This is a genomic window from Enterococcus sp. AZ020 (assembly GCF_050499205.1).
Taxonomy (GTDB): Bacteria; Bacillota; Bacilli; order Lactobacillales; family Enterococcaceae; genus Enterococcus_L; species Enterococcus_L dunnyi.
In genome coordinates, this window is record NZ_JBIPAT010000001.1 from 1382080 (window position 1) to 1397127 (window position 15048).

Consider the following 15048-nt stretch of genomic DNA (forward strand, 5'->3'; position numbering starts at 1 on the left):
GGATAAGGGCATAAAAAAATAGAGTGGTCAGCCCACTCTAAAAATTCTAACTGTTTGAAGTTTCTATAGATTCCATCGGCATTTTTATTTCCTCATCTTCACATGAGGAATATCATCTTCCAAATAAACCTCTGAAACTTCTTTGAAGCCAAATCCACCATAAAAACCGGTCAGATGCGCCTGAGCCCCAATAATGATCGGTTTCTCTGGATATCTTTCTGAAATCACGTTTAGTGTGTTCTCTAAAAGAAGATTTCCTAACCCATGCTTTCGATAATTATGATCGATCAGCACTCTACCAAAAGATACCGTCTCACCATTATCGATGATTCGTGTATAACCAACGATATCCTTCTCTTCCTGCAACCACGTATGCAGTGCATGCTCATCGATATCATCGATCTCTTGATACGGACAATTCTGCTCGACCACAAAAACTGCAGTCCGCAACTTAGCAATCTCAAAGAACTCTTTTGTCGTCAGCTCTGAAAAATCCTTTACGTGATACTTCATCTCTTAGCCCCTTGCTTTATTCATTCATTTTTAGTGATCCTGAACCTGAGCGATACATGATCTTCACGCTTTCACTGTCCATCGATGGATACAAAAAGTCTACCAAAACGATATTCCCTTTTGTTTTAGACTCTTTTCCTAATTGAATCAACGTACCTTCTTCTGTTTGTTTAGAATCTAATGTATACACGTAACCTTCTTTTTCTCTTAAATACTCGATATACTTTTGTAATTCTTTTTCACTGATACTGCCTGCTTTATACGTCAGTGTTGTCATTCGTACTTTATTTTTCACTTCGCTATTTGTACCAACGATTTTTTTCTCTCCGATCACTGAGTAAACAGATGGAACCTTATCATCATTCACTTCAATATTTTCGGCTGTATTGGATGCACATCCCACTAATAAAAATACCAAACCAGCCCACAGTATAACCTTAATAATTTTTTTCATTTCAATCCTCCTTTTTTTATCTAAAATAATTATAGCATAAATAGAAAAAACACCTAAAACCTTCTGCTGAAAAGCTTTAACTGTTTTTCTTCCTTAGATAAATAAGCGAACCCCATTCCAAACATTCAACAGTAACACAAGCAAAATCACTACTTGATAGATCTGAGTCACTCGTTCAGAGGAGACTTTTCCACTGATCAGTGCTCCTATAAAACCACCAATGACTGCCGCAGGAATCACATAAAGCAATAAGCTCAAATCAAAACGTCCGAAACCACTTCCTTGTGCGATCGTCATTAACTTCGCAGCTTGTGAAAAGAAAATGGTAATGATCGAATAAACAGTCGCTTCTTTGATCGGTATACCAAAGCATAACATCAACAGAGCAACATTGATCGGTCCTCCGCCAATCCCTAATAATGTAGAAATAAATCCTAAAAACACTCCAGTTATCACATACCAAAAAGAGTGGGTCAACTGCAGCGTCCGTTCCTTACCAAATTTGGTGTAAATGAAGGCAAACAGCAACGTCATGATCGTTAAAACAATCTGGATCAGCTGCACATATTTCTCATCCGAGAACCACTTAAGTAAAAATTCGAAGCTGCTATTTCCAGCAATGCCGCCAATAACGGATCCCAAAGAAACAAGTAGAGCAATCTGAACGCGTAACGTCAATCCATTCTTTAATTGTCTTAATGTCGAAACGATCGACATGGTGAAGACTGCGACACTAGAATAAAATGAGATTGCCGCTAAAGTGTGAAAATGAAAAGCATCTAATACCGGCTTGATGATCACACCGCCACCCATACCAGAAATAGCCCCAACTGTATTCGCGAATATAATCACGAGAAAATAGATAATCCCTACATACAAATCGTGTCATCCCCTAGCTATCCATACCTTTTTAAGCTTTTCTTCGTCTAGCAAAATCAACAAACTTAAACTTATCTAATCTATGCCTAGATTCAGTGTACTCAAAGCAACGAGTATCTTCCAAACTGACCACACTACGGACGACGACAATATATGTGTCCTCATTTAAGTCCATCAAACGCTGATCATTTTCTGTCACTGCTTCAACTGTAATCTCTTTTTGAGCATAACTAATCTCTAAGCCCAGATCATTTTCAAAATAATCATAAATCGAATCTGCTGCACGTTCTTCCGGAAGCTCTGCAATGATTTCTTTTAAAAGATAATCAATATCGATGATCACAACTTCTCCGTCGATTTCCCGCTGCCGCACCAAGCGCCAGACAGCTGCATCTTTTTTCCAGCCCGTTAAGCGTGCCAAAGCGTCATCAACTTTTTCTTCTTTCAATTCGACTACTTTTGTCACACTATGTATTTGTTGCGCCTTTTGTAACTCTTTATAACTGATCACTCCGGAAATCGGAAAATCAAACTTTCTTACATTCAATACGATAGAGCCCTTGCCCTGTTTCTTTTGGATATACCCTGCATTGATCAAGAGGTTCAATGCTTTGCGGATCGTCTCTCTTGAAACAGAATAGTGTTCAACTAATTGATTCTCACTTGGTAATAGTGTTCCCGGTGGATAATCCCCCTCTAAAATACCTTTTTCCAATTCTAAAAATATATCATGAAATTTGTTCACTTTCAGCCCTCCAACCTAGGATACTCAATTAAAATGATAGCATATTCCACCTTAAAAAAATAGCATCTGCCGTAACTAAGCCTTTTATTTTAGGCAGTTCTTTTCTATTATCACACTTGTATTTACAAGCGTTTCATACTATAATGAACACAACACTAACATGTCTATACAAGTTAAGAAAACTCTTTAAGGAGCGACAACTATGAACTTTCTACTTTTCACCTTCACTAGAAGCAACTTGACCGTTCAGGAAAAACAAATGGACCTGCTTATATCGGAGCATACACTGCCACTTACATCAATGAACTTTCCTCAATCATTTGAGTCGCTAGCACTGCAGATCAAAGAAAAATACCCAACGATCATTGGTGCTGTTTGTAATGGATTGTCTGCGGAATTTTATGCTGCACACCCTCAGCTTTCTCCTTTAAACGCAGGAGCTGAAGCTATCATCAAACTTTTATCCGAAACATTGAACATCCCTGTGTTGACCGCTGAAGAATCAGCTGCAGCAGATGATTTAGAACAGGCATTCAAAGAAAAAAAAGAACAGCTATGCTGGAATTTAGATTATTTTGGTTATACTCCAGGTAAAGAAGAGTATTCTGTAGAATCTTTATTGACGATCGGAAATGGTTTTATGGGGTTACGCGGGACAACTCCAGAAATGAGCTTGTCAAAAGACCACTATCCTGCAACCTATATTGCTGGACTTTATAATGAAGAAAAATCAGAAGTTGCAGGTCAAATCGTTGAAAATGAAGACTTTGTCAACACACCAAATAACCAGTATATCAGTGTTCAGATTGAAGGTTCAAACGAGTGGCTAACTTTAGAACATTCAAAACTAAACGCTCTGCATAGAAACTTAAACTTAAAAAATGGGTTGTTCACTGCTCATATGCTTATTGAAGATTCACAGCAGCATCAGCTAGAAATTACAGCTTTAAAGATCGTCAATATGGCAAAAATGAACAATTACAGTATCAAGTACATGATCAAACCGATCAATTTCTCTAAGAAGATCACTGTTAAAACTATGACTGATGGTTCTGTCTATAATTTTAACGTTGAGCGCTATCGTAATTTAACAGCAAAACATTTTCATATCACTGAATTAGCTGCTGATCAGAACAAAACAAGTATCACGGTCCAAACGAATCAATCTAAAATCGATGTTCGGCAAACTTCAGCTATCATGGGTGATTTCTTTGCTGCCAACGAAGTTACAAATACAGTGAACGAAGAAACGATCGAACAAACAATGACTTTTTATGCTGAACAAGATGTGCAATATACCCTTGAAAAGCATGTTCAAGTAACTACATCGATCGCTGAACAAAGCTTCAAACGACCATGTCCATTGGCAACTTCCTTTGATATTGAATTTGCTGAAAGTACAAAAGCTTGGAAATCATTATGGGAAAAATCTGATATTCAAATATCTGGCGATTTAATGTCGCAAAAATTACTAAGGATCCATACCTATCATCTTCTAGTTTCTGCTTCTCCTTTTAGTAACAATGAACTAGATGTTTCAGTAACTGCCCGCGGCTTGCATGGTGAAGCATACCGTGGTCATATCTTCTGGGATGAAATTTTTATTTTGCCGTTTTATATTCTTCATTTCCCACAAACAGCGAAACAGTTGTTGATGTATCGGTATAATCGCTTAGGGAAGGCAAAAGAAAATGCGATCGAAAGTAATTATGAAGGCGCCATGTTCCCTTGGCAGTCTGGACTTGACGGCAGTGAAGATACACAAAAGCTTCATTTGAATCCTCTAAATGGCGAATGGGGTGAAGATCATAGTATTTTGCAGCGACATGTGTCACTAGCGATTGCTTATAATGTCTGGATCTATTGGAATAACACAGGTGATGATCGATTTATCAAGGAATATGGTGCAGAAATGTTACTGGAAATTGCGAATTTCTGGCGCAGTGCAGCGACATTCAATAAAGAAACAGGGCGTTATTTCATCGATAAAGTCATGGGTCCTGATGAATTTCATGAAGCCTATCCTGACAGTACTGAAAGCGGCCTAAAAAACAATGCTTACACCAATTTGATGGTTGTCTGGTTATTTGAAGAGGTCGAAACGATTCTTTCATTATTAAATACGCAAGAACAAGCGAAATTATTTAATAAAACAGGAATCACACAAGAAAATCTAGAAAAAATGAAAGATATCCGTAAACACTTGGGGATCGAAATAAATGAAGATGGGATCATCGCGCAATATGAAGGCTATTTTGATTTAAAAGAAATCGATTGGGAACAAGCAAAAGCAACTTACGGTAATATTTACCGAATGGATCGTATTCTAAAAGCAGAAGGACAGTCACCGGATGATTATAAAGTTGCGAAACAAGCGGATACGTTGATGCTGTTTTACAATCTAAATAAGGAAAAAATCGATGAAATCTTAGATGAATTAGGCTATGAGCTTCCTGCCGATTATCTAGAGAAAAATCTTTTATACTATTTAAACAGAACATCTCATGGTTCTACTCTTTCAAGAATCGTACATGCCCAGCTCGCAGAAGAGGTCAAGTTCCATGATCTCTCATGGAAACTATATCAAGAAGCCTTATACTCGGATTATCAAGATATTCAAGGCGGAACAACTGCTGAAGGTATTCATACTGGTGTGATGGCTGCAACGATCTATGTCACATTGACTACGTACGCTGGAATCGATATCAAGAAAGAACAGCTTTCCATCAAACCAAATCTGCCTGAACACTGGACAGAGATGACCTTTAATCTGTCCCGCAAAGGCATCGATTATCAATTGACTGTGAACAAAACAGCCGTTCAAGTCACAGCGTCTAGAGATACTGTACTGACAATAAATGACCAACCCTATCCGTTACACGGAAAAGAAACTCAAACGATCAACTATTAATCAATATGACTGGAGAATGTTCATGAAAAAAGGATTTGTTTTTGATTTAGATGGCGTCATCACTGATACCGCCAAATTCCACTATATCGCGTGGAAAGAATTAGCTGAAAGTTTAGGCATTACGATCGACGAAGTATTCAATGAATCTTTAAAAGGCATCAGCCGAATGGATTCTTTAGATAAGATTCTGGCTTATGGTCAAAAAGAAAATGACTATTCTCCAGCAGAAAAAGAAGCTTTAGCTAAACAGAAAAACGATGAGTATGTAAAATTATTGGCTGATCTGTCTGCTGCTGATCTTTTGCCCGGCGTCCATGATTTTCTGATGGATGCCAAAGCTCACCATATCCCTTGTGCGATCGCTTCAGCTTCAAAAAACGCACCCATGATTTTAGAAAAACTGGGGGTTCTAGACTTTTTTGGTCATATCGTCGATCCTGAATCGTTAAAAAAAGGGAAACCTGATCCAGAGATATTCGTAAAAGCCGCACAAAGTATCGCTGTTGCACCTGAAGATGCAATTGGTTTTGAAGATGCACAAGCGGGAATCGAAGGCATCAAAGCTGCTGGCATGTATGCTGTAGGAATTTCGGCAACAGAAACGCTAGCCGGTGCAGATTTACAAGTTGCTTCGATGACTGAATTAAGTGTTGAACAACTTATCGAGCGTTAAGTATTCATTAAAGTCAAAATAAAACCAGTCGATGCTACACGCGTCAACTGGTTTTTTATTTTATCCATCTCTCGACTCTGATTCATTCTGTTTTCTCTACAGAACGACTTAGAGGTTCTTTTTCATGATCAAATCGATCTGTTCATCTGTGCCCATAAAGAAAGAATGCTGCCCAGCTTGTACAAAACCCATTTTTTCATAAAATGCAAGTGCTGGAACGTTCTTCTCCCATACACCTAGCCAAAGAACCTCTTTTTTCAATTCTTTCGCTCTAGAAATAGCTTTTTCATATAGCCTTTTTCCTAAACCAAGTCGCTTAAACTGAACATCGACATAGATACGCTCGATTTCCATTCCATTATCAGCGATCGGCTCTGTTTGTGCCTCACCTACATTCAGTTTTAAGTAACCTGCCAATCGATCATTGGTGTATATAAAATAAAATTCTGATTCTTTCGCCGCTAGTTCTTTGGATAATTTTTCATTAGAATACGCATTTATCAGGTATTCATTCAGATCATGAGGGTCATTATCTTTCGCAAATGTATCTGAAAATGTTTGGATACTGATTTGCTTTAATTGTTCTAAGTCACCTGTTCCGATTTTCTTGATTTCTATCATGATACATGCTCCTTCAGAAGTTTGTCATACAATAAGATACTATTCTCTAGTGTAACAATAACTTCTTATCTTATCAATTTCAATGGCATTATCACGCTGAAAAACATGTGCGATCAATAAACTTGAAAATCTTCCAATGGCAGGACTTTCATTTTCACTACGCCAACGATCATCTGAACATCCACTAATCCATAGTGACGGCTATCTGTGGCATAGGAACGATTATCTCCCAGCAAAAGATATTTCCCTTTCGGAATCATTTGCTGAGAGATCATATCAGCAATCGTAAAATCTTCGGTGAAATTCATCCCGTTTCGTTGACTTTCATTGACCTCATCGACAATGAACTTTTCATCTATCTTTTGCCCATCTACATAGAGATGATCCTCCCTATATTCTATTATCTCACCTGGAAGTCCGATCACTCTACGAATCTGCGTTGTATTTCCTTTTTTAAAAAGAACTAGATCAAACCGTTTGAGCTCTTTGGTCTTGTTGACGATCACAACGTCATCATTACGCAGAGTTGGGGACATGCCATAGCCTGTGATCGTTGAAAATTGGATAAAAAAAGAGACACCTAAAGGAATCAGCACACTTGCACCAGCAATTGCCAATAAAAGATCTTGAAGTAGCTGCAATCTTTTTTTCCGTTGTCTCTTTTTCTTCTTTTCTTCCAGCAAACGTTTTTTAGTGGGTTTAGTTGACTGTGTCTTCATTGTTTTTTTTGATTTTGAACGATGTTTCTTTCTTTTCTTCGACTTTCTCCATGGAAACGAAGTACTTAAGCTTGTGATTATCGACGTTTTGTTCCGCTTCTTCCTCTTTTTCTTCATCTTCAATCAACCCATTATTTTTCTTCTTTCAACGTAGCTTCATCAACTTTATAATATTTAAATACAGGTTGTTCATAATTTTGTTCAATTTTCTTGATGCTTGCAATATACTCTTCTGATAGTGCAGGATCTTCAAAGAAATTTTTGTATTTCATATTGGCGTTTTGTCCAAGTTCCATGATTGCTTTATAGTAGCGGTTTAGCGCAAGCTGTCCTTCTTTTGTATTCACTTCACTTGCTTTTTTTGTGCCATAACTTGCCATGGATCTAGACAAATATTGGATATTCTGATTGATCTTGTCCTGATCATCTCCTTGAGTTTTTGCTAATTCTACTTGATCATTAAAATCTCGTAGAAGATAATATGCTTTAACGATCGAGTCAGAATCGGTTCCTGTAAGGTTCATCGATTGATAGTATTTCACATAAAAAGAGCCGCCTGCCATGATTCCGCTCATTATGACTAGTGCAATAAATCGTATCAAAGCGCCTTTTCTAGCTTTTTGTAATCTACGTCTTCTTATCGCGAATTTTTTACGCTTTTTGGGATTCTTGATCTTTTTACTAGGAAGTTTTTTTAAGTTTCGTGAATAGGCAATCATCCGCAAAAGAGAATAGATAGCAAAAATAATTAATAAAATCGTAGTGGCTATCCCGCCTATAAATATCCATTCTAGGATTGTCACATGATCCCCTCTATTCTACCTGTCTATGTTTTTTATTTATCTGATTACTGCTTGCTTTTTTTGTTGACCTTTTTATTTTTCTTTCTTGAGCTTTTTTTCTTTTTACGTAGGCTATAGATCAGTAAGAATAATACAACAATGACTGCTAATACGCCGCCCACGATCGCAGCAATTATTTTCCAGTCGATCCCTTTTTCTTGGACTAAACCAACATCTCGTTCATTGAATTTCCCAGCTTCTTCTTTTGTGATCTTAAAATCTTTCGTCCATTCCTTTTTGTATCCTTCAGAGCTGGCTAAAATTTTCGCTGTATACTCACCTGGAATCATCTCTTCCCCGTTCATACTTACAGGAAATTCTAAAAACGTATTTGGCGCCATACGCATTTCTTCTTTTTTCGCTTCATATAAAACAGTTTCACTGCCCTTTTTAGTCACTTGTACTTCAACCATCAGATCATTCACATAATCAGCCACAACATTGGATAAATTAACGAAAATCGTATTACGATAATTGGATTGTCCTGCACTGACACTATTGAGTTTCAACTCTTTTTCTAGTTTTTTATCTGTTTCTGTAAGAACCATCGCGATCGCATAGGCATATTTATTAATCACGATCGAACCGCTTGCTTTTCTTTCTTTTTCTGAATCTTGTTTGATCATATAAATACCGCCCAAAATCACACCATCAAAGCTTGTTTCAGGCATTTTGATCTTCATTTCATAATCAATGGTCTTACCAGCTGGCACTTCAACCGTCTTTTCACCTGTTACGATATCTTCAAAAGGGAATTTTAGCGACGCGTCATTTTTTATCTCAACTGGACTATATTCGATCACGCCATTACGATTGGTTTTTGCACCAGTTAACGCGATATCTACTTTAATATCTTCATCACTTGGGTTCGTCAGCGTCATCGATACTGTCTGCTCTTGTCCTGGAGACATTTTCAACTTATAATAACCTGTTTCTTCTATTTGATTTTCTGGATAATTGATAGAATAGGAAAATCCTGCCCCATTTGCTTCTTCTGCTGCAAAGACTTTTGCTGTAGAAAAATTGAGCATGATCAGCAAACCTAAAATGATTCCTGTTATATATTTGGCTAATTGTTTCATCAGAATACCTCTGGCTTTCCATAATATTTAAAAAGTGGTCCTGGATACATGTATCCAGTCCCTATGTAAAATAGGCAAACCGGCGCAAGTGATCCGGTCTGCCTAAAAGACAACCTAAAGTTGCAGTGCTAAATGAATAATAATTATTGAGCAACCATTGTCCAAGTAACTTTAGCAACGTAATCCCCAGTTGGTGCAGAAGCTGCTACCGCTGCTGGAACAGTCAATTTAACAGATGATCCTGTTGTATCTAATGTATTTTCAATACCGTCAACACCAACAAAACCAGCACTTTGTCCGTATTCTGCAAAATATTCACCTTTACCAGCTCCAGCGTCTGCTGTAGCAACAACAACTGCTGATGCTGCTGGGTCTTCAGTCAATTGGAATACTGTAGCGCCCATTTTCGGCATAGTGCCTAATTGTGCAGTGTTGTAATTTAAAATACCGTTTGAATAGTCGATCGTTGCACCAACTAATTTATTTGAACCGTTAGCAAATTGTTCTGTCATTTTAGCTTGGATTTGGTAGCCATTTCCACCATCACGCAAGTCTGCCCATTGAACATATTGACCACGTAAACGTTCGTCGTTCATATCAGCAGTCAGTTTTCCACCTGTAATAACTGGATTGCCTAATGCATCTTTTTCAGCTCCGTAGATTTTAACTGGCTGTGAAAATTTTTCAACTGTTGCTGATTGTCTAGAGAAAGTACCAAAGTTTAAGTTAGATACAGCTTGGATGCCGTAAGGACCTTTGTTTGGTTGAGTAGTGATTTCTCCACCACCACCATCTGTAATAGGTTCTGTTGGTTTTTCCGGGTCTTTTGTATCTGTTCCGCCGCCGACTTCCCCTTCTGTAACTGTTACTTTACCAGTTGAGTCTAATTCTGTTGCATCGTCTGCCGCAAAAGCTTGCGTGCTCCCTAGCGTTGATAATCCGATAACTGCTACTAATGAAGCAGCGCATAATCTTGTAAATTTCATTTCTTGTTCCTCCTAGTTTCTTTTTGTGTTTTTTTCATCTATTGAGGTATCTCGGATAAAATCCAAGTTAACTCCGTTTGGTATTGGACCGGATAGATTTTCGTCGAATCCGGTATGCTCAGACTGATTGCTGAGTTTCGGTAAGCTTGCTTTTGATAGGTTTCATCAATCAGCGCTTTTCCAGCTGCATCGGTTTCTGGTGTGAGTGTGTTTGCTTGCGCTTTTTCAATACCTGATGAGCCGAATTCTATCGTCCATGTGCCTGTTCCACCGCCGGCATCTGCTCTGGCAACTTGATAGGCTTGTCCGATTTCATTGATCGCAATCGTATCTCTTGTCACGGTCGGTGCAATACTTGCGCCAAATGAATTGGCCCAACCTTTATCCAAAGAGAGGACTGCTCCTGTAAGTTGTTGGTTCTCTTTATCTTGAATCACTGAATTCGTAAATTGAGTGGTTTGTTTCACTTGTAAGGTCCAGCCATAAGCATCATCTCGTTCATCCGTGATTTGGATATAGCTGCCTCGTGCTGGTGTATCATCCTTAAATAATTGTGCCCTTGCATTATACGTTCTGTTTTTCCCCGTAATTTTGGCACGCCCGAAGTCTAGCGATGACGCATAATCGATCCGCAGTGTTCCTTCTGTAGAAGGCCCTTCTCCTGGATCAACATCTGTTCCTGGGTTTTCTGGATCAACTGGCTTAGTCGTACCGCTTCCTTCTACAGTCACTTTACCTATCTGATCTAGTGCATCTGCTTCTGAGGCAAATGCTATTTCAGACACAGCAAGGCTGCTTAAAGTCATAAGAAGAATCAAACTTAGCTTATTCTTTTTATTCATTACTGTGCCTCCTTCTTTTGTCGTTTCTTATAAAGAAAGACAAGAAGAATCAACAGCAGCAATCCGCCGCCGATCAACCCATAATTTTTAACGAGCTCACCTGTGCTAGGCAGCTTTCCAACTGGCTTAGCTACAGCTTTTTCAGAAGTCACTGGTTCAGAAGAGCTTTGCTGCGGAGGCTGCGACTCTGATGAACTAGTTTCTGTTTCATAAAAGGTGATTTTACCTTCTGTAATGACTTGTCCGCCGATACCAGATTCGGCAAATGCCGTACTAGTGCTGAACAGTACCCCGACAAAAAGAACGGAGAAGATTGCGAATAAAACATTTTTTCTCATTTTCAAAGTTACTCCATCCTTTCGTTATGGGCCTGCTTCAAGAGACCAAGTGATTTCTCCTTGATACTCGCCTGTTTTCTGTGCATCCGCTCCAGTGACTGCAAGTTTGACTCCATCACCATCTGTGTTCCATTCTTGACTGATGTTGTAGTCTCCGCCTTTATCCTTTTTGAAGACTGTTTCCGCACTGGTTTCGCTCAGCTCAATATCATTGTCGCCGTATTGATAATGGATCGCATTTTTTAAAATATTCGTATCACCTACACGAGTCATTGGTTTCGTCACACGTGCTTTCACATCCCAAGAGGATTTTTTAGTTGAGCTTCGTGTGTCGCGAACCGTTAAATCTTTCCCCGTGAGCGTTGGATTTTTTACATGTACATCTAATGCGGTAAATTGAATCGTACCGAAATCGATCATATCCGGTGCAGAGGCAAGGTAAACGATACCGCTATAATGATACTGAACAGTCATGTTAGAAGTGACCGTTATATTTCCTTCATTCGCTGGGCGTTGGGTGATTTTATAGCCATCATTTTCTAATGCAGCTAAAACAGCTTTGACGTCATCATTTTTAGTTAAATCAATCACTGTTCCGGTAAGTGTATCGATCGTGATGGTTTTACTTTCATTGACGATGCCATCTTCATCGATGAACTCAATGGTGAGAATTGAATTTGTTTCACCTACTGTGATCGGTACTTTGATTTCTTTTGATACGCCTTGAGCTGTCGTGATCACTACGATGACTTCTGTTACGTCTCCTGTTTTAGAACCAGATGTGATTGCTCCTGTTTCTTTATACTTGATAGAAGTGATTTCATCTAATGGTGAATCCGTATCTACTCGTAAGTTCTTGACCAGATCTGTAGGATCAGGATAGACTGTTTTGATGTCGATGTTTGGATCGACGGTCAAATCTGGGACAGGATCGGCATCAGGAATCCCTTCGTATTTGATCAGTGACATACTTTCTTCCGTAATATCTGATTTAGCTTCCGTTGTTTTTCCATTGAAAGTAGTTGTTAATGTTACTGTTGGTGTGGATGTTCCTAAACTATCCGATAAGAAACTGTTTTTCCCCATTTCAAGATGTAAATACCCATCTGTTGGATCATAACCATAGTCACTAAACACAAAATCAGCGTTTGGTTTCGCAACGACTTGATAGCGAATGTTTTTTCCATCAAATTCATCACTCGTTGAGTCTTTTGCTTTGATTTGCCATTTTTGATCTGAAACTTTGACTGGCGCTTCAAATAAATCAGACAAGTCGACTGTTTCATCTTCGTGTAAAACAGGTTTAACAGATTCAATGTCATAGCCTTTTGGTACATTGATTTCCATTACATAGGAATCTGAACGGTATTCTTTTGGATTGAATGCATTTAATGAATCGACACTGAATTTCAGTTTCGTGTAGTCTGCTTCCGTATGAGTCGCATCATTTCTTTCACCGATGACTAGTGGAATCCCAGCTTTATAGCGTATTAGGTCGTTCTCGCCTAATGGCCATACAAAATCAATCGTACCGGAACCTGTTGTACGCCGCCATTCAGATGTATTCCAACTTTGGGTCATTATACTACTATTATTGATAAATCTACCTAAAGAGGTATGTGACTCAGCAATAGTAGCGCTAGCATCCCTTGTTCCAGAAATTTGAAGATCATTATCAGTGTCAAAACGTCCCCATAAACTAGAATCATTTCTGACATACAAATCATTCATTTTAGCTTCAAAAGGAGTTACTATTTTCGCTGCATTAATTCTGTTATACATCCATAGTCCTGAAACTAATGCTGGTTCTACTGTATCTGAATAAGTAAACTCCCAAGAGTAGTCATATTCAACGTCACTTGTAAGCATTAAATTGTTAAATCTGAATCCTAAGAAAAATGAATGTCCTTTTGTTGATGGATATCCAGTTACATTTGGAAAATCAGCGTCATAGATACTATAACTTGGTGCAAAAAAGTAGAACGGAGTGCCAGACTTTCCTCTTTTTCCAATAATTGTAAATTTCACATCGATATTCTTTCCTTTATAAGTACCTGCATTTTTTACTTTTATCCAATATTCTTTACCCACATCCGCAGCACGTCCATAGATTGCATTATATGCTACTAAAGTTTTGCCGCCGCTAGTATTATAATTTATGGCCTCCAGTGTTGAACTCGCTTCATAGCTTGTCTCTGGATTGAGTCTAAGTTGCAAAGAGTCCTCATAACTGAATTCCACCGGATTAAGCGGATCAATTATCGTCACGCCTGGTGTATCAAGTAGCGATGTATATCCATTGCTTTCCATATACGCTGGTGTTAAATCAGCTGCATACCCTTTTTCCGGACGAATCCCCACTAAAACAGCCAGTAATGTCAGACTTGAAAGGATAAACAGTAACATTTTTCTTTTTTTCATTGTCTCACCTCCTTTCAATTGGCTCAGATAAATGTGGATTTTATAGGTAGATACTTAGTCTAAATGCATTTTATAGCCGATACCGTGTGCGGTCTGAATGTATTTATCTGCCGGATAGCCATTCCTATCTAACTTTTCTCTTAAACGGAAAACGACATTAGCAACTCTTGGCTTTTGATCGTTGTAGGCTTTTTTCCAGACCGATTGGTAGATTTCCTGATGGGTGAATGGTTTGCCTATATCACTTTGTAATAAAGATAGTAGCTTATATTCAATACGAGTCAGGTTAACTTTACGCTCAAGCTCAGAAATCGGCTCTAATCGATTGACCATTGGACTATCTTTATAAAACGTAGGTGTACGTCGTTCAAATTCGATCAATCCAGATGATTTATCTGCGCGATATTTCATTTCATTTTGAATGATCAGCTGTACTTCCTTCGCTTGAGATTCTTCTCCGATATTCAAATTCGCCCCTAATTGTAAATAAACTAATCGATTGACCATATCTGTTTCTTTTTGGTAGATCACTATGTATGCATTCGTTATTTCCCGAATTTTAATGATTGTTGAGCATGTAGTACTCATTGAAAAAGTTGAAGAATCACTAAGCATAAACACTACATCTATGTCCGAAAGTTCTTGTGTAAGATTTTTTATATCTAATCTTAAAATCTTACAGTCAAGTCCACCAAGAAACTTAGCGGAAAGTTCTTCGATCTCTTCTTCTGAGTATGTCTGATTTAGTACACCGATTTGATGCATCTTTCTTCCTCCTCTGCTATTCAAAATAGGGTCAAACTAACTTATCTCACTGACCTTTTCAGTCGAATCATTTGTTTCTTTAATTTGATTCCTTTATACTTATTTTTGTACCTTTTGATAAAATTATTAAAAAGGCTCATTTTATAAAATCTAAAATAAAAAAGAAATAATGCGTATCGTTTTTCTGAAAGTAAGCGATATAAATATTAGAATTTTAACTTTTTATTTCGTATTACTATTACTAATAAGTAGAAAAC

At 38.1% G+C, this 15048-nt stretch carries 15 protein-coding genes; 2 read left to right on the top strand and 13 right to left on the bottom strand.

Annotation, left to right across the window (positions count from 1 at the left end; genetic code table 11):
- Positions 1-84 precede the first annotated feature (84 nt).
- The 4 genes from IGI58_RS06750 to treR all read right to left on the bottom strand — a co-directional run bounded on the left by IGI58_RS06750 (position 85) and on the right by treR (position 2591).
- A complete protein-coding gene (locus tag IGI58_RS06750; protein ID WP_429954028.1) occupies positions 85-513 on the bottom strand; it encodes a GNAT family N-acetyltransferase in 429 nt (142 codons plus the stop codon).
- Positions 514-529: 16 nt separating this feature from the next.
- Positions 530-967 carry a hypothetical protein gene (locus IGI58_RS06755; RefSeq protein WP_429954027.1) on the bottom strand — a complete coding sequence of 146 codons (438 nt, stop codon included), beginning with the start codon at positions 965-967 and terminating at the stop codon, positions 530-532.
- Positions 968-1060: 93 nt separating this feature from the next.
- A complete protein-coding gene (locus IGI58_RS06760; RefSeq protein WP_429954026.1) occupies positions 1061-1846 on the bottom strand; it encodes a sulfite exporter TauE/SafE family protein in 786 nt (261 codons plus the stop codon).
- 31 nt (positions 1847-1877) lie between these two features.
- A complete protein-coding gene (treR, locus tag IGI58_RS06765) occupies positions 1878-2591 on the bottom strand; it encodes a trehalose operon repressor (RefSeq protein ID WP_087641780.1) in 714 nt (237 codons plus the stop codon).
- Positions 2592-2793: 202 nt separating this feature from the next.
- Here treR and IGI58_RS06770 point away from each other — a divergent pair, with 202 nt between their 5' ends.
- Both IGI58_RS06770 and pgmB read left to right on the top strand, forming a co-directional pair.
- Entirely contained in the window at positions 2794-5502 is a 2709-nt protein-coding gene (locus IGI58_RS06770; protein WP_429954025.1) for a glycoside hydrolase family 65 protein, read from the top strand.
- Between the two features lie 22 nt (positions 5503-5524).
- A complete protein-coding gene (gene pgmB / locus IGI58_RS06775; RefSeq protein ID WP_429954024.1) occupies positions 5525-6175 on the top strand; it encodes a beta-phosphoglucomutase in 651 nt (216 codons plus the stop codon).
- Between the two features lie 108 nt (positions 6176-6283).
- Here the strand turns inward: pgmB and IGI58_RS06780 are convergent, their stop codons facing one another.
- From IGI58_RS06780 to IGI58_RS06820, 9 genes are all read right to left on the bottom strand, one after another.
- The gene (locus IGI58_RS06780; protein WP_087641777.1) at positions 6284-6796 is read right to left on the bottom strand and encodes a GNAT family N-acetyltransferase; all 513 of its coding nucleotides are present in this window, start codon (positions 6794-6796) and stop codon (positions 6284-6286) included.
- Between the two features lie 113 nt (positions 6797-6909).
- Positions 6910-7515 carry a signal peptidase I gene (lepB, locus tag IGI58_RS06785; protein WP_429956319.1) on the bottom strand — a complete coding sequence of 202 codons (606 nt, stop codon included), beginning with the start codon at positions 7513-7515 and terminating at the stop codon, positions 6910-6912.
- A gap of 131 nt (positions 7516-7646) precedes the next feature.
- On the bottom strand, positions 7647-8318 hold the full coding sequence (locus tag IGI58_RS06790; protein WP_429954022.1) for a hypothetical protein: 672 nt from the start codon (positions 8316-8318) through the stop codon (positions 7647-7649).
- Between the two features lie 44 nt (positions 8319-8362).
- On the bottom strand, positions 8363-9439 hold the full coding sequence (locus tag IGI58_RS06795; RefSeq protein WP_225534984.1) for a DUF916 and DUF3324 domain-containing protein: 1077 nt from the start codon (positions 9437-9439) through the stop codon (positions 8363-8365).
- Positions 9440-9582: 143 nt separating this feature from the next.
- Positions 9583-10425, bottom strand: a complete 843-nt coding sequence (locus tag IGI58_RS06800; protein WP_429954021.1) for a WxL domain-containing protein — start codon at positions 10423-10425, stop codon at positions 9583-9585.
- Positions 10426-10463: 38 nt separating this feature from the next.
- Positions 10464-11267 (bottom strand): WxL domain-containing protein, encoded by an 804-nt coding sequence (locus IGI58_RS06805; RefSeq protein ID WP_429954020.1) that lies wholly within the window; start codon positions 11265-11267, stop codon positions 10464-10466.
- Complete coding sequence (locus IGI58_RS06810; protein ID WP_429954019.1) at positions 11267-11605, bottom strand: LPXTG cell wall anchor domain-containing protein; 339 nt, start codon at positions 11603-11605, stop codon at positions 11267-11269. Before IGI58_RS06810 ends, IGI58_RS06805 begins: the two co-directional genes overlap by 1 nt.
- 24 nt (positions 11606-11629) lie before the next feature.
- Positions 11630-14026: a hypothetical protein gene (locus IGI58_RS06815; RefSeq protein WP_429954018.1), complete on the bottom strand. Its 2397-nt coding sequence runs from the start codon at positions 14024-14026 to the stop codon at positions 11630-11632.
- 54 nt (positions 14027-14080) lie between these two features.
- Positions 14081-14791 carry a winged helix-turn-helix domain-containing protein gene (locus tag IGI58_RS06820; RefSeq protein ID WP_429954017.1) on the bottom strand — a complete coding sequence of 237 codons (711 nt, stop codon included), beginning with the start codon at positions 14789-14791 and terminating at the stop codon, positions 14081-14083.
- Positions 14792-15048 lie beyond the last annotated feature (257 nt).